The organism is Neobacillus sp. SuZ13 (assembly GCF_030123365.1).
Lineage (GTDB): Bacteria > Bacillota > Bacilli > Bacillales > Cytobacillaceae > Neobacillus.
Window position 1 is genome coordinate 4,969,993 of record NZ_CP126107.1, and the last position, 22,552, is coordinate 4,992,544.

Genomic DNA, 22,552 nt, shown 5'->3' on the forward strand with positions numbered 1-22,552 from the left:
CCTTTATCTTTTATCTAATTTTGAAGTGATAAAATCACCGATAAACTGAATGATAAACACAATAATTAAAATGATGATGGTTGCGACTAAGGTTACATCGTTTTGGTTGCGTTGAAATCCTTGGAGGAAAGCGAGACTTCCTAAACCTCCTGCTCCAATTACACCTGCCATTGCTGTGTAACCAACAAGAGCAATCGCGGTTACGGTTATCCCAGAGACCAGCGCTGGCATCGATTCTGGTAAAAGAACCTTCCAAATGATCGTCCCAGTTGTGGCACCCATTGACTTTGCTGCTTCAATAACGCCTTTATCAATTTCCCTGAGGCCAATTTCCACCATCCGTGCATAAAATGGCGCAGCCCCAATTATCAATGCTGGCAATGCAGCATTTTCACCAATCATGGTTCGAAAAAGTATCGTTGTAAACGGGATTAATAATACAATTAATATGATAAATGGGATGGAACGGAATATATTCACTACGCCGCTAATGACGACATTAATGGGTTTATTACTCCACAGGCTTCCTTTTGAGGTAAGAAATAACAACAACCCCAGCAGGATACCCAGTATAAATGTGGCAACAACGGAAATCCCTGTCATGTAAAGTGTTTGTCTGGTTGCTTCCCACATCGCCGGCCAATCAAAATCTTCGAAATACGGTTTACTATTCACTTGTAACCACCTCCACTCCTACTTGCTGTGAACGAATATAGTCGACTGCTTTATTGACTTCTGCTTCGTCCCCATCAATATGAATGAATAAGGTTCCATAGGACCCGCTTTGGGTTTGCGAAATCTTCCCTTGCAAGATATTAACTGTCACGTTATTATGGCGAATGACATTTGTAATGATCGGCTGTTCAACAGATTCCCCAATAAAGGTTAATTGAACAATTTGACCGGAACGATAACGTTCTATTAAATGTTCCGCTGTCTCTTTTGTTTCTTCTGGTTCAGTCACCTGCTGGACAAATCGTTTCGTAATCGACTGCTGTGGATTTTTGAATACATCTAATACTTGTCCAAGTTCGACGACCCTTCCACTTTCCATGACGGCAACCCGATGACAAATCTTACGGATTACATGCATTTCATGGGTGATGAGAACAATGGTCAGACCGAGTCTTTTATTAATATCAACTAACAACTCCAAAATAGAATCGGTAGTTTGTGGGTCGAGGGCAGAAGTAGCTTCATCACAAAGAAGTACTTTCGGATTGTTGGCAAGCGCCCTGGCAATCCCGACACGCTGTTTCTGACCGCCGCTTAACTGGGAAGGATAAGCATTTTCTCTTCCTTCCAGACCGACTAATTTAATTAGTTCACTTACTCTTTTTTGGCGCTCAGGACCTTTGATGCCTGCAATTTCTAATGGAAAAGCAATATTTTCACTAACGGTTCTTGACCACAGTAAGTTAAAATGCTGAAAAATCATACTGATCTCTTGCCGAGCCTTTCGAAGTTCAGCACCTTTGATTTTTGAAACCACGCGGCCAGCAACGGTTACGGTTCCACTGGTTGGCAGTTCCAGACCGTTTAACATTCTGATCAATGTACTTTTACCAGCACCGCTGTAACCAATTACCCCGAAAATTTCACCTTCTTGAATCTCAAGGTTAACATCATCAACGGCCCTTAACTGACCTTGTTTAGAAGGAAAAATCTTCTGAACACTTTTTATAGAAATCATTGTATCACCTGCTTTTTATCCAATTTACCTTAAAATTCTGAAAGATTTTTCTTGTAATATACCATTTATTCTAATATAGGGTTTGACTTTTTTAACGAAAAGATTCTATTTCATCAAAATAAAAAGCCTTTCTGCGCAGGCAGAAAGGCATCATAAATAATAATCCTTTCTCCCATCTTCCAAAGCAAACGCTTTGTGTGAATTGGCACCATTTCAATAATAAATATTGACGGTTGCCGGGCTTCATCGGGCACATCCCTCCACCTCTCTTGATAAGAGTATCAATTCCTATATTCAATTAACACGTTAATTTATTTAAGTAACTATATTACAAAAGTTATCGTATCACGGATAAAAAGGAGTGTCAATGAAAATAATTTCATATTGGGAAAAATAAGTTTTAGGCATTAACGTTTAATGAAGTTAAACCTGTTGCAGAAACAATCGCCGATTCTAGGTCTTCAATAAGATCTTCTACATTCTCGATACCGATGGATAGGCGTATTAAATCCTCTGTTACACCTGCAGCTATCAGGCCTTGGGCATCTAATTGCTGATGAGTGGTGCTAGCTGGATGAATAATTAAACTTTTTGCATCGCCAACATTGGCCACATGCGCCCAAAGTGTGATGGAATCAATTAATTTAGCCCCTGCTTCTTTTCCGCCTTTAATTCCGAATACCACCATAGAACCCGCACCTTTTGGTAAATACTTTTTCGCTAGTTCATAATCTGGATGGGATGGATGCCCTGGATAGGAAACCCATTCAACTGCAGGATGATTGGTTAAGTAATTGACGACTTCTTTAGTATTCGCGACATGCTCTTTCATACGGACATGTAGTGTTTCAAGCCCCAGAACAAACTGGAAGGAATTTTGCGGACTTAATGCCGGTCCCAGGTCACGCAGCAATTGGACACGAGCTTTGATAATATAAGCGACTGCACCTAAGGCTTCTGCATAAACAAGATCATGATAGCTTGCGTCTGGTGTTGTAAAGCCCGGGAATCTAGGAGAATTCCAATCGAATTTCCCGCCGTCAACAATAATTCCGCCCGTTGTCGTTCCGTTCCCTAATAACCACTTTGTAGCGGAATGAATGACAATATCTGCTCCATGTTCAATTGGCCGGCAAAGGTATGGAGTGGCAAAAGTATTGTCAACGATTAGTGGAACACCTGCTTCATGAGCAATTTCAGCTACCTTTTCAATATCGAGGATGCGCAGGCTTGGGTTACCAATCGTTTCCGCAAAAACAGCTTTTGTTTTGGCAGTGATGGCTTGGCGGAAGTTTTCTGGATTTTCCGGATCAACAAATTTCACATTAATTCCGTATTTCGGAAGGGTCACTGCAAATAAGTTATAGGTGCCGCCATAGAGGTTGGAAGCCGAAACAATTTCATCACCTGCCTCAGCAATATTTAAAATGGCAAGAGTAATAGCAGCCATTCCACTCGCAACCGCTAGGGCCCCAACACCGCCTTCCAATAATGCGACTCTTTCTTCAAATACAGTGGTCGTTGGGTTGTGTATTCGTGTATATATGTATCCAGTTTCTGCTAAGCTGAAGAGGTTTGCAGCATGTTCAGTATTCTTAAATTGGTAAGCATTGTTTTGATAAATCGGCACAGCGCGAGCCCCTGTTACCGGGTCTGGAGTTAAGCCACCATGGACACTTAATGTTTCAAAACGATACTTCTTCTGGTTTTCACTCAATTTGCTTCCTCCTTTTTTGACAACACACCATACAAAAAACCCCGCTTCGTAGAAGAGGGGGTTCACTCTCCTCATCTTCCAGAGCTGTTTGCTCTGCTGGATTTAGCACCGTGTTATTTATATAGTAAACCGGTTGCTGGGCATCAAAGGGCCAGTCCCTCCGCCACTCTCGATAAGAATGTATAGATTAAGTTGTAATAATTGGTTAAATATTCTAATTCCAATGGTATCTAAATTTTAATTCCGAGTCAATAGGTTTGATTAAAAATTTGTAATTTTTGCAATATTACCCTGCGTTTTTGTTAAATAGAAGATAGACTCTAGCAATAATGTTGTGCGGATGGGGGCCGATATACTTAGAAGGCCGTTGCGTTCAAGTGCTCGCAGCCTTTCTTCTCCTGTAAGCAGCTGCTTCATGGCATGAAGGTCCCCACGAATTTCGGATCTCGCAGGTGTCTCCACGCTATCATAAAGAATGAAAACTTCTCTATCCTTTATGATGATTTGATAGGTATTTTGTTCACAAATTAAATTCACTCTTGTTTGAATATGCTCAAGTAACGGCAGTAAATGTCCTTGCTGTTTGATTGCTATTTGAAAGGTTTCCAATACCTCTATCATTTCCACCACTCCGGTCTACGCTCTTATATTTACTATACAGGACATAGGCCTGAAATCCTCTTTAAATTAGTCGACAATTATCTACTTTGGTAAGGCAGTGGTGAGAGGATTTCCTGAGAAATATGTCGGATGGATGGTGTTTTTGAAAGTGTTGGAAATTGGTCATAACTGGTTGGTTTCAAAGGGGGTGGAATTTTGTAATATTTATTTATTCTAGATGAAAAGGATGTGGATTATGTGTTATAAACCTCGGATTGAATCGGATGAAATAAAAATTTTAAGATCTTTAAATTTGCGAATGAAATTAACAAGTAAAGAGAAACACCGCTATCATAACCTCGTGACGGGGTATGAGGGCGAGGTTATGTTTGATGCATGGACAGAGAAGCTTGTCCGTAAAGCTTGATTCCCATAAAAAAACAGATGCATCTCGCATCTGCTCTTATAATATCTGCTGCTTTATTTTTTCAAGCAAAAATGGAACAGAGTGAAAGGCGTAGAGTGTTTCCTTTACCTCTCCAGCTTCGACCAATAACAGGCAAGGAACACTTTCAATTTCATATTCCCTAGCAAGGTCTGGATAGAAGTTTAGGTTCATTTTACCCATATCTACCTCTACAAGTTCCTCGATGACCTGGAGCATTTTTGAAGCAACCTGACAGGTCCCGCACATTGGTGTGTAGAAATACACTAATCCATTTGCCTTCCCTTCAATAAAGGCAGATAATTGGCTTCGATTCCATTCGTTCATATATCTTTTAACTCATTTCTAAAAATTCAGTATGCACATCAATATTTGCACCTAATAGAACGGTGGCTAAGTGGTGCACTGGTGCGGTCGCTACCTCGCGATACATCCTGTCGATATATAAATGTTCAGCTTGCGGTAATTCGCGCTTTAATTGCTTGCGAAGTTTCTCACCGGAGAAGTCAGCATCGACAAGAATATAGACATCCTTATCTTCAAGAAAATCAATCAATTCATCCAATTTTGTAATACTGATGGTCCCATTGGTACAAATGATTTCAACGGGTTCCTTCACAATTTTTTTCACTTTATTTTTATCCGACTTTCCTTCGACAATAAGAACTTTGTCAACATACGAATCATTCATCATCCATCACCTGTATTAGAAGTTGTTTTATGTTAACATATTCTAAAATATTGATTACGTGTGCCTTCTTCTGACTATGTTAACCTTATCATTATTGTCTTTTGAAAAAATAGGCCTATGACTATAGACTCAAGCTATATAGTTAGCACCAGCCGCCATCATCACAATCAGTATATTTAGCATCCGAGCCTTCTGTTGATGTCACATGTTGATAGATCTTCTGCTGTTCTACTTCAAAATGATGTTCTAATTCCACTTGCATGTGGTCTGTCAGTTTCATTTTTCCAATTGGCGTATTATCTAGAAACAGTTCCATTTCTCCATTTTTCATTTTGCCTATTACCCGGTCGGTTACGTCTATTCTTTGCTGCTTTAATGTCATGCTCCCACCCTCTTCAATATATTTATTATAAGTTTCCCAAAAATAGTAGAAGAAAAAGTGGGAAATTAAGAGAAAAAGCACCTTGACAAGGTGCCTTTCCCTAGTAATTAGTCTTCTTTTATCATTTCTTCATATTGTTCAGCTGTCATAAGCTTATCAAGTTCGCTGCTGTCTGATAATTCAATTACGATCATCCATGCTTTTTCATATGGTGATTCGTTTACAAATTCAGGGCTGTCGCTTAAATCTTCATTCACTTCCACGACTTTACCGCTGACAGGTGCATAAAGCTCAGAAACCGTTTTTACAGACTCAACACTTCCAAATGGTTCGTCAGCAGTTACTTCATCGCCCACTTCTGGAAGCTCAACAAAAACGATATCTCCTAGTTCATGTTGTGCAAAAGCAGTAATCCCAACGCGGACCTTTTCTCCTTCAACCTTTACCCATTCATGCTCTTCTGAATAACGTAATTCTTTTGGTGTACTCATCGCTAAATCCCTCCATTGTTTTTTCTAAAAAATCTATCATCGAAATAAATCGATTTCCATAGTGATGAAGAGCCGGCTTATCGCCACATTTTTTCAAACTCTTCTTCCTTGAAACCTACGGTGACACGCTCGCCATCCGTTAAAATTGGGCGTTTGATTAACATGCCATCGGAAGCAAGTAATTCGAGCAGTTCTTCCTCAGTTGCAGACTTCATTTTATCCTTTATACCTAATTCACGGTATTTCATACCACTTGTATTAAAGAATTTCTTTAATTCCAGTCCGCTTTTTTGATAAAGATCCTGCAACACCTCACGACTTGGAGGATGTTCCACAATATGTACTTCTTCATAGGAAAGCTGATGGGCATCCAGCCATTTCTTCGCGTTTCGACATGTGCCGCATTTTGGATACCAATAAAAAGTCAGTGACATTCATTATCACCGCCCTTTCCCGTAAAAATCTTTGACTTGTCTAAACGTCACTTGAATATTATCATAACGTTTTTCAAAATCCTAATGCAAAAAAAATGTTCCACTTAATAAAATTCGACTAATTTTTTAAAATTCCTTCCTATTCTACAATAAAAATTTAGGCTCCCTTTCTAATCGAAAGGGAGCCTGGTTTCATTACACGATATAGCGCTCTGCTTCGATGATCACATCGGCTGCTTCACGTTTTTTCGCTATCACATTAATCGGAGTATGACGCGTAAATTTGCGAAGTGACGATAACATCATCCGGAGGGTATCGCCCTGTTCGACTGCAACTAATGTTTCTTTCGCAATCGCTTCAAGTTGATTAAAAGCTTCTTGGCAATAGATTTGTGTATACAGAAGTTTTTGCTTGTTCTTCTCTAATCCAGTTTTCGCGATTGCTTTTTCCGTACGAAGCACAACGGATTCCATTGCATACACGTTAGAAATTAGGTCAGCGATATTGGCTAACACTTCTTGCTCTTTTTCAAGTGCTTTGCCAAATTTCTGGGCAGCTAAACCAGCTGCTAATAGAGCGATTTTCTTCGCATTTCTCACAAGGTATTTTTCTTGTGCAAGCGGTTCGTCACCAGGCTCTTCTGGCATTAACATCATTAATTCCTCTTGCAGGGCCATCGCTTTTTGGAATAATGGCAGCTCACCCTTGAAGGCTTTTTTCAATAAGGTGCCTGGCACCAACAGACGGTTAATTTCGTTGGTCCCTTCAAAAATACGTTGGATCCGTGCATCACGATAAGCTCTTTCAATTGGATATTCCTGCATGAAGCCATATCCACCATGTATTTGAACACCTTCATCTGTTACATGGGCTAATACTTCACTGGCGAAGAATTTATTCAGTGAACATTCAATCGCATATTCGGCAATCGAATTCGCAACTAATTTAATGTCCTTTTCTTGCTCAGTTGTCAGTTTGCCTTGGTTGTCTTCGTATAGACCAATCGTACGGTAAACCGAGCTTTCCGCCGCATAGATTTCAGAGGCTAGCGTTCCAAATTTTTCTTTTGTTAAATTGAATTGCGAAATCGGTGTTTTGAATTGCTGACGGCCATTAGCATATTTAACGGTTAATTCGAATGCTTTTTTAGAGCCGCCGACACTTCCAACCGCCAACTTATAACGACCAATATTTAGGATGTTAAAAGCAATTACATGACCTTTACCAATTTCGCCTAATAAATTTTCAACAGGTACAGGAACATCTTCTAAAATGAGCGTCCGAGTGGAAGAACTTTTAATGCCCATTTTCTTCTCTTCCGCCCCAGTAGAAACGCCTGGGAGATCTCTATCAACGATAAAAGCAGTAAATTGCTCGCCATTGATCTTGGCATAAACAACGAATACATCTGCAAAACCAGCATTGGTAATCCATTGTTTTTCCCCGTTTAGAATATAATGCGTGCCTGCCGCATTTAATTTAGCCGTTGTTCTAGCACCAAGGGCATCCGAACCAGACCCTGGTTCTGTTAAGGCATAAGCAGCAAGTTTTTCGCCTGATGCAAGTGCAGGTAAATATTTGCGCTTTTGGTCCTCATTTCCGAATAACACGATTGGCAGCGAGCCAATTCCGACGTGTGCTCCGTGTGAGAGGGAGAATCCGCCCCCTCCAGCCATTTTCTCTGTCAAAAGAGAGGAAGTAATCTTATCTAAGGCTAAGCCGTCATATTCTTCAGGTACATCTACCGCTAAAAGGCCAAGTTCGCCTGCTTTTTTAAGAAGTTTTACCGTACGATCAAACTCATGATTTTCTAAATGTTCCAGCTGTGGGACCACTTCTTTTTCCACAAAGTCTTCTGCCGTTTTCGCAATCATTAAATGCTCTTCAGTAAAATCCTCTGGAGTAAATAGCCGCTCATATGAAATATCTTCTATCAAAAAGCTTCCGCCTTTAATGACTTTTTCTGTTTGGTTTGTCATTATTTATTCCTCCTAATCTTGATTAGAAAGGGGGGATCATTGAAGCCCCTTTCTTAAATTTATATGTTTGGGACAGTTACAGTAATTCAAATACTCCAGCAGCGCCCATTCCACCGCCGATACACATCGTTACGACACCAAATTGTTGATTGCGGCGTTTTAATTCGTGAATAAGTGTGAGTGTTAATTTAGCACCTGTACATCCAAGCGGATGTCCTAGGGCAATCGCCCCGCCATTGACATTGACAATCTCTTCGTTTAGACCAAGTTCACGAATGACTTGAAGTGATTGTGACGCAAACGCTTCATTCAGTTCGAACAAATTAATATCCGATAATTCGAGACCAGCTAGTTTGACCGCCTTTGGAATCGCGACGACCGGACCAACACCCATAATTTCAGGCGGGACACCGCCAACAGCAAACGATCTGAACTTCGCCAATGGCTTAAGTCCAAGTGATTCAGCCTTTTCGCGGTCCATCACCATCAGTGCTGCCGCCCCGTCACTTGTTTGTGAAGCATTACCAGCTGTTACGGTGCCTGACACCGAGAAGGCTGGGCGGAGTTTACCTAATGTTTCTAAGTTCGTATCTGGACGAACACCTTCATCCATTGAGAATTGAATTGTTTTTTCAACGAGATTATTGTCATTGCCGACGGTCCGAATCGTCACGTCAACTGGGACAATTTCATCGACGAATTTTCCTTCTGCAATTGCTTTAGCGGCTTTTTGATGGCTTCTTACGGCAAAAGCGTCTTGATCCTCACGTGAAATGCCATATTTCATCGCTACTTGCTCTGCCGTGTGACCCATTCCCATATAATATTGCGGAGCCGTTTCTGCTAGTTTAATATTGGGACGGACAACATGACCCATCATTGGGATCATACTCATCGATTCAGCCCCGCCAGCGATGGCTGTATCGGTGTGGCCAAGCATGATTCCTTGTGCAGCATAAGCGATTGCCTGTAATCCTGAAGAACAAAAACGATTGACTGTGATAGCAGGAACAGTATAGGGAAGTCCTGCTAATGCCCCGATATTGCGGGCCATATTGTTGCCTTGCTCAGCTTCAGGCATGGCACAGCCAATAATTAAATCATCAATATTTCCTTCATAGTTTCCAGCTCGCTTTAATGTCTCTTTTACCACCAATGCCCCTAAATCATCGGGGCGAACATGGGCAAGCGACCCTTTCTTTGCTTTTCCGACCGGGGTTCTCGCTCCGGCAACGATTACCGCTTCTCTCATGTAAGTTCCCTCACTTTCTATCAAAATAGAAAAATATTATCTTAGGGTCTGATCCCTCATTCTAAACTAGCTATAATAAAGCCTTTGACAGAGGGGTCAGCCCCTTTGTTTTAGTTTCTTAATGGTTTGCCTTTCACAAGCATATGCTGCATGCGCTGTTGTGATTTTGGCTCCGCAATAAGGCTTAAGAATGCCTGCCTTTCGAGATCCAATAAATATTGCTCATCTACTTCTGTACCAAACGGCACCCTGCCGCCAGCAATAACATAGGCAATTTTCTTTGCAATTTTTAAATCATGTTCTGAAATATAACCAGATAAACGCATCGCTTCAGCACCGAGTAATAGGGTGGCATAACCTGTTTCACCAACGACTGGAACTTTACGGCGCACCTTAGGCTTGTAGCCACTTTCATGTAACGCTAGAACAGCCTGCTTCGCATCATAGAGCAGATGATCATTATTAAAGCTGATGCCATCAGACTTACTTAGGAAATTGTTTTCCCGTGCTTCTTCTGCGGAAGTAGAAACTTTTGCGGTCGCAATCGTTTCAAACACTTTATTGGCGATCGTTTGCAGGTCAAACGGAACCCCGTTTGGCAGGTTTTCTAAATGCTTCATATAAAGCTCTTTGTTTCCGCCGCCGCCTGGGAGTAAGCCGACACCAACTTCAACAAGCCCCATATACGTTTCGGCTGAAGCTTGAATATGTGCAGCCGGCAAACAAACCTCTGCTCCGCCGCCAAGTGTCATGCCGAATGGAGCAGCGACCACTGGCTTCGAGCTGTATTTCACTTTTAGTAAAGCACTGTGAAGATGACGCACAATCATATCAAGTTCATAAATATTGTCATCCTGTACTTCCATGAGCATCATCGCCAAATTGGCACCAACACAGAAATTCTTTCCTTGGTTACCGATGACAAGTCCCTTATAGTTCTTCTCCACTTCTTCGACGGCATAGTTAATCATTTGCACGATATCAAGACCTATCGCATTGTTAGGTGAATGGAATTCTAACAGCGCAACACCATCACCGATATCAATCAGACTTGCACCGCTATTCTTTTTAATGACACCCTTTTGGTTCTTGATCTTCTTAAGGTCGAGGGCCTTCGGGTTGATTTCCACTAATCGATATTGACCGTTATCATAGTAAAACTTTTCTCCGTTTTCTTCTAAATAGAAGGATGAATGTCCTTTTTCCAACATTTCTGTTACCCAAGCTGGAACTTCTAAACCGGCTTCCTTCATTTTCTGAACAGACTTTTCGACGCCGATGGCATCCCATGTCTCAAAAGGACCTGTTTCCCAGCCAAAGCCCCATTTCATTGCACGGTCGATGGAAACGATATCGTCTGCAATTTCGCCTAATAACCGGGCGGAGTATATAAATGACTGTGCCATCGTATTCCATAAGAATTGTCCAGCCCGGTCATTTGCGTATACAAGCGCTTTCAATTTATTGGCTGTGCCTTTTTCCTGCTTTGCTAACTCAACCGCAGGTGTGGACAGCTTTTTACGCGGACCATATTCTAATGTATTTGGATCAAGTTCAAGAATGTCCTTACCTTTTTTCAAAAAGAATCCTTGACCGGATTTGCTGCCAAGCCACCCTTTTTCTACCATCTTTTTCAAAAAGGCAGGAATTTCGAATACTTCCTTTTCTTTGCCTTCGACTTTTTCATAAACGTTATTAGCCACATGATAGAAAGTATCCAAGCCGACTACATCAAGTGTGCGGAAGGTAGCACTTTTTGCGCGGCCAATAAGTGGGCCAGTGATTGAATCGACTTCGCCGACACTAAGGCCCGCCTTTAGCATTTCCTGAACAGTTACGAGAAGTCCGTAAGTTCCAATCCGGTTCGCAATAAAGTTTGGTGTATCCTTTGCAACCACCACACCTTTTCCTAAAACGTCTTCACCAAAAGTTTTCATGAATGAAAGGACTTCTGGAGACGTATATTGAGTAGGAATCACTTCAAGCAATTTCAAATAGCGCGGCGGGTTAAAAAAGTGGGTACCAAGGAAATGCTTTTGGAAATCTTCGGAACGGCCTGCGACCATCGCTTCTACTGAAATTCCTGATGTATTGGAGCTGATAATGCTGCCCGGTTTCCGGTATTGATCAACCTTTTCAAATACCTGTTTCTTAACGTTCAGGTTTTCAACGACCACTTCAATGACCCAGTCAACATCCTTCAGTTTGAATAGATCGTCTTCTAGATTGCCTGCTTCAATTAAGGCTAAATTCTTTTTCACTGCCAATGGGGCAGGCTTTTGCTTCAATAATTTTTGGATGGAAGCTGCACTAATTCGATTACGCACTTGTTTATCTTGTAGTGTCAGTCCTTTTGCCTCTTCGTCTTTCGTAAGTTCACGTGGCACGATATCTAATAATATTGTTGGGATGCCGATATTTGCGAGATGGGCAGCAATTCCAGACCCCATCACACCAGATCCTAGGACAGCTGCTTTTTTAATTACTTGGTTCAACATTGTCTCCCCCTTCAAACCTTGAATGAATACTCATTCATTTTTTAACCAAAAAAAATTCACATTTGAATGAGTCTTGTTACTACTTACTATAGAATATTTTGAAAATTTGTGCAATCATTAAACGCGGAATTTTGGATTTTTTTTGAAAAATAAATTTTTAAATATTTTCACCTAAAAGGGCATCCTATTATCAGAGGTGATAACGATGGCGAAAATGAAAAAAGACCCTTCCAAAGCTGGGGTAAGTGCGGCAAGTGTGAAAGGCAATGGCGGGCCAGGCAATGAAGAGGCTCATCTTGATAAAAAGAACAGCCAGAATAATCAATATAAGCGCTAAGGAAAGCAGGCTGATTGTTTCAGCCTGTTTCTCTTTTTGCATAAAAGTTCCTGTTTGAGAGACCATAAAGTCGTAAAGATTACATGAATTAGGAGGGTTATTATGCAGCAACAAAATATGAATATGCCCAATATGAATATGCAAAATCAACAAGCAACCATGCAACAGCCTCCCGGAGTCGTGTCAACAAAGGATGCTCTTTATTTAACCGATATGATGTCTTGGAACTTATTGTCCGCGAAGAAAGCTCACTTTTTTGCGGGACAGTGTCAGGACACTGAAATCAAAGCGGAAGCCGAAAAAGTAGCCCAAATGCATCAGCGCCACTATCAACAGATTCTAGGCCACTTAGGCCAGCATGCCAGCCAGCAGCAGCCCTTAAACAATATGCAATAAAGAAAAGCGGAAGCGCCTTGCTCAGGGACGACAGGCATAAGACGAGCGGGCATGAAGGTTGCTTTTTGACCTTCAGGACGGATTGGCTTATGAACCCGAGCCCCTAGGCGCTGGAGCTAGACAACAATAAATAAGGAGGAAAGTTAAAATGAATCAACAACAAAAGATTCAAAACCCTGAAACGCAAGTACCAAAAACCCCGCAAATGAATGACCGTGATTTTATCAATGATTTATTGACAACAGAGAAATATATGACAAGTGCTTATAGTATGGCCTTGCATGAAGCAAGCCATGAAGGCTTATATCAGGACATAATGCAGATTTTTTCGGAGACCCAACAATGCCAGCGCAATCTTTATGACCTGATGTTTAAAAAGGGCTGGTATGCGATCGAGGCTGCTGACCAGCAAAAATTGCAGCAATCGTATCAGCAGTTTCAAGGATATACGAACCAGTTACCATCTGGCGGTACCCTTCAATAATGGCAAAAACCGGAGGCATCGGCTGCTTCCGGTTTTTGTATGAAATTTATTTTTGAGAAGAGGAACGATGCTGTTCATTCATGACTTTAATTTCATTGATTATTTGCTTCATTTCTTCCTTCGCATCCGGGTATAGACCATTCCAATGCTTAGCCAAGGCTGGCATGGACTTGGCAATATGGGAGTACAATGCCCACATCTTTACCTTCTCCTTTATTTCCTCGGTGGATTCCCCCACCATTAGTTCACTATATTTTTCAAGCAAAGCTTCGAACTGCTTCACAAATGTTTTCTCCATCATGGCACCTTCTGTCCTTAGCAATATGGGTACATGGGCAAGTTTTGCAGCGCTTACCTGCTGGCATTTGGTATGTAAAACAACAAGTCTTTCTTACTCTTACCTCTGTATCCCATTCTTCCAAATACGTCTTTTCAGCAAAGTACTTTTGCAAAGGATTTAAGTTGTAGCGGCCAAACAACTTCCCTTCTGCTTCTGAAAGTAAGTAACGAAAATCCTCTGCAGCCTGTTCATAATCTATTAGCTCGGTTTCATAGAGCCAAAATAGGTAGACTGCAATATTTTCCCACAGGATTAACTTCGATATTCCGAAAGTTTTTTCCAATTGAGAGATGAGTGGATAAACATTATTTGCAAACAGATCTTTCAATACTCTTGTACGCCATTCAGCGCGGTCGTTTCCATCCCAGCCCTGTAGGTCAGCATCCTTTAAAGAAATCCCTGGCAGCCAATCTTTCCCCTGTATAGCTGTTTCCATTTTTATATTATCCAACGATACATTTAGCTTTTTATTCAAAGCCGTCATTGCATAAAGTGACATCACAGCCAAAAAGGCATATCGTTTAATAAAAATCGAAGCAGCTATTTTTTCCGAAGGAGCTCCTATCGTAACGGATAAATTTTCCAAAAAGTTTCTAAGGTGCTTTTCATCTAAAAGATCAGCCACATTGAAAGTATGCTCCAAGCTGGGATTGAAACGGTATTTTTCCAATTGATTGACCGTGAATAATTTATCCATTGACCGCTACCGCCTTCTCGAGGATACATCTGCCCTTTCCATAAGGAATACAGAGCGGAGTCCCAAATAGTGGATCCACCGTTACCTCACAGTCCATGCCAAACACATTTTTAACAAGGCTGCGGTTGATGACGTATTCTGGTTTCCCTTGGTCATATACTTTCTGATCCTTGATGGCAACAACGTTATGTGCATAACGGCAAGCTAGATTAAGATCATGAAGCACCATGACAACCGTCCGTTTTTTCGTTTCATTTAGTTCAAACAGCAAATCGAGGATTTCGATTTGATGGGTCATATCCAGGTAAGTGGTTGGTTCGTCAAGGAGGATAATATCCGTATCTTGGGCCAGCGTCATCGCGATCCAAGCACGCTGTCTTTGCCCGCCTGATAGTGAATCAACCGTTCTTTCTTTCAGGTCCTCTAATCGTGTAGCCTTTAAGGCATCATGAACCTTTTTCTCATCTTCCTCAGACCACTGTTTTAACCACGTTTGGTGTGGGTAGCGCCCTTGTTTAACGAGTTGAAGGACTGTTAATCCTTCCGGTGCTGAAGGCGATTGTGGTAAAATCGCCATTTTTTTGGCAATGTCCTTTGTGGACAACTTGGCAATCGCTTTCCCTTCGAGCAGTACAGCACCAGATTTGGGCTTCAAGAGACGAGCGATTGAGCGAAGCAGCGTTGATTTTCCACAGCCATTTCCACCAATAAACACAGTGATTTCACCCTTAGGAATCTTCAAATCTAATTCATCAATAATGAGTGTATCCCCGTAGGAAAGTGATAAATTCTTCGTTTCAATCGCATTCATCATCTGACAGCTCCTTTTATGAATTTCTAGTTTTAAATAGCAGGTAAATAAAGTACGGTGCACCGATACCAGCAGTGAATACGCCCGCTGGCACTTCTAATGGTGAGAACAGGGTTCTGCCAATTAAATCAGCGACCATGACAAGAATGCCGCCAATTAATGCACTCGCAGGAAGCAATGCTCCAAACGAGGAGCCGACTAACCTTCTCGCCATATGCGGAGCCATTAAGCCGACAAAGCCGATTCCGCCTGCAAAGGCAACCGAACCACCAATCAAGGCGGTGCTAATCATTAATAAGAGAAACCGTTGTTTTTGCACCTTGCCGCCTAAACCAGTTGCTACCTCATCACCGAGCTCTTGGATATTAATGGTCCGGGCTAAGGCCAAAGCAATAATTACGAAGATAACCGTCCACGGAACAAGAATGGCTACATTTTTCCAATTGGAGCCATACACGGTTCCGGTAATCCAGATATTCGCTTGGCTCGCCTGATAAATCGGACCCATTACCATCGTTAAGGTGGTGATCGCTTGCATTAAAGCAGAGATCCCAATCCCAATCAACACCAGCCTGACTGGTGACACACCATTTTTCCAAGCCAGAAAATAAACTAAAAAACCTATCACTGTTGCACCGATAAAAGCAGCTAAGGGCAGCCAAGCAATGCTGACAGTTAAGGAATGATTCTTATCACTAAACATTGCTAAAAAACTAACAACGGCGGCCGCCGCTCCACCAGTAATCCCCAATACATCCGGAGAAGCAAGTGGATTGCGGATCATTCCTTGTAATATGCCGCCTGCAACCGCTAAAGAGATTCCAACCATTAAAGCGACAATAATTCTCGGGAGGCGAAAGGATGTAATAATGAGCTTTTCCATCTCTGGGCCGCCGCCGAATAATACACTTACAACAGTAAGCGGGTTAATCTTCATTTCACCGCTTCCCGTACTAACGACAAAAACAAGGAAAGCAATGACGAGAAGAATCGTGAAAGTTATGGCAGCTTTTCGATCCATTAAAAAGGACAGTTTGCCATTAAAGAGGCGGAAATTTTTATATTTACTCATCGACCGTTGAACCCCTTTCTTGCGATGTAAATAAAGAATGGAGTTCCAATGATGGCTGTCATGACTCCAACAGGCACCTCAGACGGCATGAACATGTATCTAGCAGCAATATCAGCAGCGATTAAGAGAATCGCCCCTAACACACCTGAAAATGGGATGACCCAGCGATGATCGATTCCTACAATCGACCTAGTAATGTGGGGAACAACAATTCCAACAAAACCAATTGGACCGGCGACAGCGACAGATCCGCCTGCTAATAAAATAACAATCACACCAATCGCGATTTTGAGAAGTCCGGTGTTTAAACCAAGCCCCTTGGCCACATCTTCCCCCATGGACAGGATATTCATTTTTCCAGCAATGAACATTGCACCTAACCAGCCTATCCCAATATAAGGTAATACAGATACAAGCGTCTCTAATTTTCGACCTTGGACAGAGCCTGCCAGCCAAAATAATACTTGATCAAGCATGACTTCATCTAACACGAGCAACCCTTGTGTAAAAGAGGCAAACATCGCTGACATCGCAGCGCCAGCTAATGTTAGTTTCATTGATGTTAACCCCTCACGACCAAATGAACCGAATGCATAAACACTTATGGCTGCGACAGCAGCACCGATAAAAGCAAGAACGCTAAATGCTTGTAAACTATTAACGGAAAAAACAGTCATTGCAACGACAACTGCAAATCCGCCACCGGCATTGATCCCAAATATACCAGGAGACGCGAGTGGATTCTTCGTTAAGGTTTGCATCAGGACACCGGCAATGGCCAAGCTAGCCCCGACGGCGGAAGCGATTAAGGCTCTCGGCAGCCTTACGGTTTGAATAATGATATGTTCATTGGATCCGTTATTGTTGGTAAATGCATCAACTGCTGTGTGCCAGCTGGTATCGGTGTACCCAAATATGATACTGGCGCACATGGCTAACACCATCACCACGACGGCAATTAGGAATCCAATCCATTTAAATGCAGTACTTTTTAAGAGCATCTCATGGTAACCTTTCTACCTTATTATTTAATTTAAGTCTATCCCCAATTGATAATGATTGTCAATGACTTTGAAAATCATTTTCATTTAAAAAGATTCATATGTTCACAAAAAAAGTTAGTGATTTTGAAAATCATTTTCAATTAAAGCGTTGACATAGGGGTACTTCTCATTTTATGATTAAGTTATCATTGAAAATGATTATCATTAACAATTAGCTAAGGGGGCTACATAAACAATGAAGGCAATCAAGACCATACTTACTCTTTTCTCTATCATGACCCTTTTCTTATTAGCGGCATGCGGCAGCAATGAGGAAAAAACGAGTGAAGAAACAAAAACTACTGCAGAAAAATCTTATACAGTAGAACATGCGATGGGAACGACTACCATTAAAGGTACTCCAAAAAAAGTCGTTATTCTTACAAATGAAGGAACAGAAGCACTGCTTGCTTTAGGTGTAAAACCTGTGGGTGCTGTTCAGTCTTGGCTTGGAGATCCATGGTATGATCATATTAAAGCCGATATGGATGGCGTAGAGGTTGTTGGGGTTGAAAGTGAAGTTAATGTAGAGAAGGTTGCTTCATTGAAACCTGATTTAATTATCGGTAACAAGCTTCGTCACGAAAAGATATATGACCAATTAAGCGCCATTGCTCCAACAGTATTTTCCGAAACACTCAGAGGTGATTGGCAAGATAACTTTAAATTATATGCAAAAGCTTTGAATCTTGAAGAAAAGGGCAACCAAGTTTTAAGTAATTTTGATAAACACATTGCAGATTTAAAAGGGAAACTCGGTGATAAAGTGAATCAACAAGTTTCAGTTGTTCGCTTTATGGCTGGTAAATCTCGTATTTACTACACAGATTCTTTTTCAGGTGTGATTTTCGATAAATTAGGCTTCAAACGTGCTGCCCAGCAGGAAGCACTGTTTACTCCAGATAATAAGCTTGGTTTGCTTGCTGTAGAGGTTGGCAAGGAAGTTATTCCTAAAATGGATGGAGACCTTCTCTTCTACTTCACTTATGCACCACAAGGTGATCAAGCAGCCTTAGATACAGCAAAAGAATGGACAAATGATCCACTTTGGAAAAATTTAAATGCAGTGAAGAGCGGCCATGTGTATGAAGTCAGCGACGCAACATGGAACACTGCAGGCGGCGTTCTCGCAGCCAATATTATGCTCGATGACCTAGAGAAAATCTTACTTAAGAAATAAGTATTTTTATAAAAAACCTCCCAGTTTTTTATATTTGAAAAGAGCAAGGCTTGCCATGGCCTTGCTCTTTTTGTTTTGTTTTTTTGATTTGGGATAAGGGGGATTCCGCCGATTTTTCGGGTTATTTCGCCAAGCTGGGTTGGGATTCCGCTGACTTTCTGGTTTATTTCGCCGAACCGGACCGGAATCTCGCCAACTCTCTGACTTTTTTCGCCAAACCTAATTAGGAACGACTCAAAATACTGTTCAAGATCGCTTTACCAGGGGATTCCGCCGGCTTTCTGGATTATTTCGCCGAACTGGGTTGGGATTTCGCCGATTTTCTGATTTATTTCGCCGAACTAATCCGGAATCTCGCCAACTCCCTGATTTATTTCGCCAAACCTAATTTGGAATGAGTCAAAAAACTGTTCAAGATCGCTTTACCAGGAGATTCCGCCGGCTTTCTGGATTATTTCGCCAAACTGGGTTGGGATTTCGCCGATTTTCTGATTTATTTCGCCGAACTAATCCGGAATCTCGCCAACTCCCTGATTTATTTCGCCAAACCTGATTTGGAACGACTCAAAATACTGTTCAAGATCGCTTTACCAGGGGATTCCGCCGGCTTTCTGGATTATTTCGCCAAACTGGGTTGGGATTTCGCCGATTTTCTGATTTATTTCGCCGAACTAATCCGGAATCTCGCCAACTCTCTGATTTATTTCGCCGAACTAATCCGGAATCTCGCCAACTCTCTGTTTTATTTCGCCAAACCTAATTGGGAACGACTCAAAATACTGTTCAAGATCACTATAGCTGATGGGATTCTGCCGATTTCCTGGATTATTTCGCCAAACTGGTCCGGAATTCCGCCAACATCTCCATTTATTCCGCCAAACCAAACCAGAATTCCGCCACAACCAAAATAGATTCCGCCAACCACCCATTTCAAGCACAAAAAAAGAGCGACCGATATGCCGCTCTCTTTTTTCAAACTTTTATGCTGATGTTGAAAACATGTATTTTTTATAATGATAACGAATTGAAAAGATTAAGCCGAGCCCGAACATGTTCCCCATTAAGGCACTACCACCGTAGCTGATAAACGGTAATGGAATACCTGTGATCGGCAGCACGCCAATCGTCATTCCGATATTTTGGAAGACGTGAAAGGTAATCATGCTGATGACCCCGACACAAATATACGTATAAAAATTATTCTTTGTTTCCATTCCGACCTTAGTTATATGGTAAACCAATAAGAAGAATAAACTGATTAATACACTGGCCCCGATGAAGCCATATTCTTCGCCGACGACACTAAAAATAAAGTCGGTCTGGCTTTCAGGTAAATAGACTTCGCGGTTTCCAAAACCTTTACCACCCGTCTGTCCTGAGCCGATTGCTAGCAGGGATTTGGTCAACTGATAAGCGTCCGATCCTTGGTAGCTATAGGGATCAAGCCATGAGTAGATTCGACGGAGCTGATACTCACCCACTCCAAGATACTTTTCCAATAAATCCGGTTTCCATAATACAAAATAAAAAATCGTCCCAACAAGTGCAATCCCGGCGGTAAATAGCGGGGTCAAAAGCTTCCACGAGATCCCTGAAATAAATATCATTCCGAGCATAATAGCAAGAAACACAAGCGAGGTCCCTAAATCCTGCTTGATGATCAGCGCTAACGGGACCATGGTGACAATCCCGATCTTCACTAACAGCCAGAAATCGGTTTGCATCGTCTTAATCTGGTTCTTTTGATGATGATCTTCAATTACACGTGCAAGAGCCAGTATAATGAAGATTTTAACAAACTCTGATGGCTGGATCGTTCCCACACCAGGTATTTTAAACCAGTTTTTCGCCCCATTAATGACAGGCGCAATACTCTCCGGCGCTACAATTAAAAATCCCAGCATCAGAAGTCCGAACCCATAGGCATACCAGGTTAGCTTTCGTAATTGATCCGAATCAAGGGTCATAACACCGGTGATAATCCCACTGCCCACCGCATACCAAAAAATCTGCTTAATTAAGAAGTTCTCCTTGTATTGTCCGCTCGCCTGGGCACTATAAATCGCTAAACAGCTGGCTAGAAAAAGTAATATTAAGATAAAAACAAGATTATAATCGAGTTTTGAAGTTTTGTTCGTATTTGAAGTCATATAGGTTCCACCTTACTAAGAAATACTACATTCCTTCATTATATTTTTAATATCAACAAATCACAACTTCTAAACCGTTAATGGATTAAATTACATAAGAAAGTCCTATTCTTTAAAATAAATCCGCTGCAGCTCCCCTGCCATCCATTCGAGATTACTTGGCACCTGTGGAATTCCGTAGCCAATATATAACGGCGTGGTCACAAAGCGCGATACAACCTTGGCATAGATTTTATTTTCGATATGATGAAAAAACAGATTGTAACTCGTTGCTTTAAATGGAAAGTTGTTCAAGATATAATGAACAGCCGTTTGCAGATAATCGGAGAACCGTTCCTGGTAACTGGAATCATCCATTTCAACATTGAACTCATAAAAGCCCACGCGCGGCTTAGTCGACAAGGTAAACCGGACCCCTTCCTCCTCGGCAATCACAATCCCTTCAAACATATCATGGGTTACCTTTTCTTTATAATCAATTTCATCCAGGCCAATAATTTGCATATGCGGATGTGAGAGCGTGCCTCCGGACAATGGCCCATGGTTTTTGAAAAAAATCACCGATTGATAGCGGCCGGTTGCCTCCAGATCCAACCAATGTTTGATGCCAAACCTCATCAATTTATGTAAATGCTCTTTTGAGTAGATGGATAATTCACCATGACAATCATCCGTTTCGATTAATACTGTTTGAAAGGTATGTTCTAAAACGGGATATTTATTTTTCAAAAGAATAATTGGTTCGTCCACTGCGATAAGGTTGGTCAGTTGATCTCTTTCACAAAATGGACAGGCCTGGTCTTTGTTTCGTATATTCTCAGGCTTTTGAACACCGATCGACGTATTAAAATGTAGATGTGAATTTTCCAAATGCGTTTCTCCTCTCGAAACAGTATAATTCTATTTTATGGGAGAACGCCTTCCAATTGCACTTATTTTGTTTACATCACTGATATTTTCATTGACCTAATTGGTAATTAAATCCTAAAATAGAGGAGAATTTCATGAAGTAGCTAATTTTAGCATATCTATAAAAGGTACAGGCTTACCATTTCTTTAGATTGTGAGGGTATTTATGTTAACAAAATTAGAAGCATTTATTCTTGGGATTATTCAAGGGTTAACGGAATTCTTACCGATTAGCAGTACAGGCCATCTTTATTTAGGAAGAAATTTATTCGGACTTCAAGAAGCCGGGCTTATGCTGGATACCATGCTTCATGTCGGAACATTGCTGGCTGTTTTTGTTTTTTACAAGGATGAATTTATTAAAATCATTAAAAATCCGTTTAGCAAGTTAACCTTTTTGTTGATCGTTGGGACGATCCCAGCGGTAATCTTTGGACTTGCGTTTAAAGATTACATCGATGAAATTTCGAAAACCGGAGTGACGATTGGCTGGGAGTTTTTAATTACGGGTATTTTCTTGTGGGTTGCTGATTCAGTAAAAAATGGATATAAAAAGATGGATGATATCAGTTATAAGGATGCCCTAATTATTGGTACTTTCCAGGCCGTCGCAATTATGCCAGCGATCTCTCGTTCAGGGATGACGATCGTTGCGGCACTTTGGCGAAAATTAGACCGCGAAACAGCTGCGTATTTTTCCTTCTTATTATCCACTCCTGCAATTGTAGGTGCGATTGTCTTGCAAACGAAGGATTTACTTGAAGGTCAAGGGGAAGAAATCTCCCTATCGGCATTGCTCGTTGGGATTGCCGCCTCTGCAGTGTTTGGATATGTTGCGGTTAAGTGGATGATTGGCTATTTGAAGAATCACTCATTAAAACCGTTTGCTATTTATGTTTGGGCATTAGGGGTACTCGTACTATTTTTCCAATTTACAGGTAAATTCTAAA

Annotated in this window: 26 protein-coding genes and 2 riboswitches; of the genes, 6 read left to right on the plus strand and 20 right to left on the minus strand. The window is 41.3% G+C overall.

All coding sequences use genetic code 11. From position 1 onward, the window contains the following. Positions 1-3 precede the first annotated feature (3 nt). The 4 genes from QNH17_RS24680 to QNH17_RS24695 form a co-directional block, all read right to left on the minus strand. The gene (locus QNH17_RS24680; RefSeq protein WP_283879591.1) at positions 4-633 is read right to left on the minus strand and encodes a methionine ABC transporter permease; all 630 of its coding nucleotides are present in this window, start codon (positions 631-633) and stop codon (positions 4-6) included. Positions 634-667: 34 nt separating this feature from the next. Further along, the gene (locus QNH17_RS24685) at positions 668-1,693 is read right to left on the minus strand and encodes a methionine ABC transporter ATP-binding protein (protein WP_283875737.1); all 1,026 of its coding nucleotides are present in this window, start codon (positions 1,691-1,693) and stop codon (positions 668-670) included. 169 nt (positions 1,694-1,862) lie between these two features. Next, positions 1,863-1,972, minus strand: a riboswitch (SAM riboswitch). A gap of 121 nt (positions 1,973-2,093) precedes the next feature. After that, entirely contained in the window at positions 2,094-3,410 is a 1,317-nt protein-coding gene (locus tag QNH17_RS24690; protein WP_283875739.1) for an O-acetylhomoserine aminocarboxypropyltransferase/cysteine synthase family protein, read from the minus strand. 68 nt (positions 3,411-3,478) lie between these two features. Beyond that, positions 3,479-3,589, minus strand: a riboswitch (SAM riboswitch). A gap of 82 nt (positions 3,590-3,671) precedes the next feature. Beyond that, positions 3,672-4,031, minus strand: coding sequence for a hypothetical protein (locus QNH17_RS24695; RefSeq protein ID WP_283875740.1), 360 nt, complete (start codon positions 4,029-4,031; stop codon positions 3,672-3,674). 235 nt (positions 4,032-4,266) lie between these two features. Between QNH17_RS24695 and QNH17_RS24700 the strand changes: the two genes are divergently transcribed. Next, positions 4,267-4,437: a hypothetical protein gene (locus tag QNH17_RS24700; RefSeq protein WP_283875741.1), complete on the plus strand. Its 171-nt coding sequence runs from the start codon at positions 4,267-4,269 to the stop codon at positions 4,435-4,437. Between the two features lie 36 nt (positions 4,438-4,473). On the opposite strand, the gene QNH17_RS24705 is transcribed toward QNH17_RS24700, so the two are convergent. The 8 genes from QNH17_RS24705 to QNH17_RS24740 all read right to left on the minus strand — a co-directional run bounded on the left by QNH17_RS24705 (position 4,474) and on the right by QNH17_RS24740 (position 12,183). After that, entirely contained in the window at positions 4,474-4,782 is a 309-nt protein-coding gene (locus QNH17_RS24705) for a thioredoxin family protein (RefSeq protein WP_283875742.1), read from the minus strand. A 7-nt stretch (positions 4,783-4,789) separates the two neighbouring features. Continuing rightward, the gene (locus tag QNH17_RS24710; RefSeq protein WP_283875744.1) at positions 4,790-5,146 is read right to left on the minus strand and encodes a toprim domain-containing protein; all 357 of its coding nucleotides are present in this window, start codon (positions 5,144-5,146) and stop codon (positions 4,790-4,792) included. A 142-nt stretch (positions 5,147-5,288) separates the two neighbouring features. Further along, the gene (locus QNH17_RS24715) at positions 5,289-5,528 is read right to left on the minus strand and encodes a YusG family protein (protein ID WP_283875746.1); all 240 of its coding nucleotides are present in this window, start codon (positions 5,526-5,528) and stop codon (positions 5,289-5,291) included. A gap of 107 nt (positions 5,529-5,635) precedes the next feature. Beyond that, positions 5,636-6,019, minus strand: a complete 384-nt coding sequence (gene gcvH, locus QNH17_RS24720; RefSeq protein WP_026567855.1) for a glycine cleavage system protein GcvH — start codon at positions 6,017-6,019, stop codon at positions 5,636-5,638. Positions 6,020-6,096: 77 nt separating this feature from the next. Further along, positions 6,097-6,453 carry an arsenate reductase family protein gene (locus tag QNH17_RS24725; protein ID WP_283875748.1) on the minus strand — a complete coding sequence of 119 codons (357 nt, stop codon included), beginning with the start codon at positions 6,451-6,453 and terminating at the stop codon, positions 6,097-6,099. Positions 6,454-6,648: 195 nt separating this feature from the next. Then, a complete protein-coding gene (locus QNH17_RS24730) occupies positions 6,649-8,433 on the minus strand; it encodes an acyl-CoA dehydrogenase FadE (RefSeq protein ID WP_283875750.1) in 1,785 nt (594 codons plus the stop codon). 76 nt (positions 8,434-8,509) lie between these two features. Next, positions 8,510-9,685: an acetyl-CoA C-acetyltransferase gene (locus QNH17_RS24735; protein ID WP_283875751.1), complete on the minus strand. Its 1,176-nt coding sequence runs from the start codon at positions 9,683-9,685 to the stop codon at positions 8,510-8,512. Between the two features lie 110 nt (positions 9,686-9,795). Further along, a complete protein-coding gene (locus tag QNH17_RS24740) occupies positions 9,796-12,183 on the minus strand; it encodes a 3-hydroxyacyl-CoA dehydrogenase/enoyl-CoA hydratase family protein (protein WP_283875752.1) in 2,388 nt (795 codons plus the stop codon). 205 nt (positions 12,184-12,388) lie between these two features. Here QNH17_RS24740 and QNH17_RS24745 point away from each other — a divergent pair, with 205 nt between their 5' ends. From QNH17_RS24745 to QNH17_RS24755, 3 genes are all read left to right on the plus strand, one after another. After that, entirely contained in the window at positions 12,389-12,520 is a 132-nt protein-coding gene (locus QNH17_RS24745; protein WP_098572409.1) for a YuzL family protein, read from the plus strand. 102 nt (positions 12,521-12,622) lie between these two features. Next, positions 12,623-12,916, plus strand: a complete 294-nt coding sequence (locus QNH17_RS24750; protein WP_283875753.1) for a hypothetical protein — start codon at positions 12,623-12,625, stop codon at positions 12,914-12,916. A 148-nt stretch (positions 12,917-13,064) separates the two neighbouring features. Then, positions 13,065-13,400 (plus strand): spore coat protein, encoded by a 336-nt coding sequence (locus QNH17_RS24755; RefSeq protein ID WP_283875754.1) that lies wholly within the window; start codon positions 13,065-13,067, stop codon positions 13,398-13,400. Between the two features lie 46 nt (positions 13,401-13,446). Here the strand turns inward: QNH17_RS24755 and QNH17_RS24760 are convergent, their stop codons facing one another. The 5 genes from QNH17_RS24760 to QNH17_RS24780 are packed head-to-tail and all read right to left on the minus strand — an operon-like array spanning position 13,447 to position 17,321. Further along, a complete protein-coding gene (locus tag QNH17_RS24760) occupies positions 13,447-13,698 on the minus strand; it encodes a YusU family protein (RefSeq protein WP_283875755.1) in 252 nt (83 codons plus the stop codon). Beyond that, positions 13,658-14,437, minus strand: coding sequence for an IucA/IucC family C-terminal-domain containing protein (locus QNH17_RS24765; protein ID WP_283875757.1), 780 nt, complete (start codon positions 14,435-14,437; stop codon positions 13,658-13,660). The genes QNH17_RS24760 and QNH17_RS24765 overlap by 41 nt, the downstream gene beginning before the upstream one ends. After that, positions 14,430-15,248, minus strand: a complete 819-nt coding sequence (locus QNH17_RS24770; RefSeq protein ID WP_283879592.1) for an ABC transporter ATP-binding protein — start codon at positions 15,246-15,248, stop codon at positions 14,430-14,432. The genes QNH17_RS24765 and QNH17_RS24770 overlap by 8 nt, the downstream gene beginning before the upstream one ends. A gap of 16 nt (positions 15,249-15,264) precedes the next feature. Beyond that, a complete protein-coding gene (locus QNH17_RS24775; protein ID WP_283875758.1) occupies positions 15,265-16,320 on the minus strand; it encodes a FecCD family ABC transporter permease in 1,056 nt (351 codons plus the stop codon). Beyond that, the gene (locus QNH17_RS24780; RefSeq protein ID WP_283875760.1) at positions 16,317-17,321 is read right to left on the minus strand and encodes a FecCD family ABC transporter permease; all 1,005 of its coding nucleotides are present in this window, start codon (positions 17,319-17,321) and stop codon (positions 16,317-16,319) included. The genes QNH17_RS24775 and QNH17_RS24780 overlap by 4 nt, the downstream gene beginning before the upstream one ends. 238 nt (positions 17,322-17,559) lie before the next feature. Here QNH17_RS24780 and QNH17_RS24785 point away from each other — a divergent pair, with 238 nt between their 5' ends. Continuing rightward, positions 17,560-18,543, plus strand: a complete 984-nt coding sequence (locus QNH17_RS24785) for an ABC transporter substrate-binding protein (RefSeq protein WP_283875762.1) — start codon at positions 17,560-17,562, stop codon at positions 18,541-18,543. A gap of 742 nt (positions 18,544-19,285) precedes the next feature. On the opposite strand, the gene QNH17_RS24790 is transcribed toward QNH17_RS24785, so the two are convergent. The 3 genes from QNH17_RS24790 to QNH17_RS24800 all read right to left on the minus strand — a co-directional run bounded on the left by QNH17_RS24790 (position 19,286) and on the right by QNH17_RS24800 (position 21,563). Next, a complete protein-coding gene (locus tag QNH17_RS24790; protein ID WP_283875763.1) occupies positions 19,286-19,483 on the minus strand; it encodes a hypothetical protein in 198 nt (65 codons plus the stop codon). 40 nt (positions 19,484-19,523) lie between these two features. Further along, a complete protein-coding gene (locus tag QNH17_RS24795; protein ID WP_283875765.1) occupies positions 19,524-20,693 on the minus strand; it encodes an FtsW/RodA/SpoVE family cell cycle protein in 1,170 nt (389 codons plus the stop codon). A 105-nt stretch (positions 20,694-20,798) separates the two neighbouring features. Further along, a complete protein-coding gene (locus tag QNH17_RS24800) occupies positions 20,799-21,563 on the minus strand; it encodes a DUF4931 domain-containing protein (RefSeq protein WP_283875767.1) in 765 nt (254 codons plus the stop codon). A gap of 205 nt (positions 21,564-21,768) precedes the next feature. On the opposite strand from QNH17_RS24800, the gene QNH17_RS24805 reads away from it, so the two are divergent. Continuing rightward, the gene (locus QNH17_RS24805) at positions 21,769-22,551 is read left to right on the plus strand and encodes an undecaprenyl-diphosphate phosphatase (protein ID WP_283875769.1); all 783 of its coding nucleotides are present in this window, start codon (positions 21,769-21,771) and stop codon (positions 22,549-22,551) included. The last annotated feature ends 1 nt before the right edge of the window (position 22,552 follow it).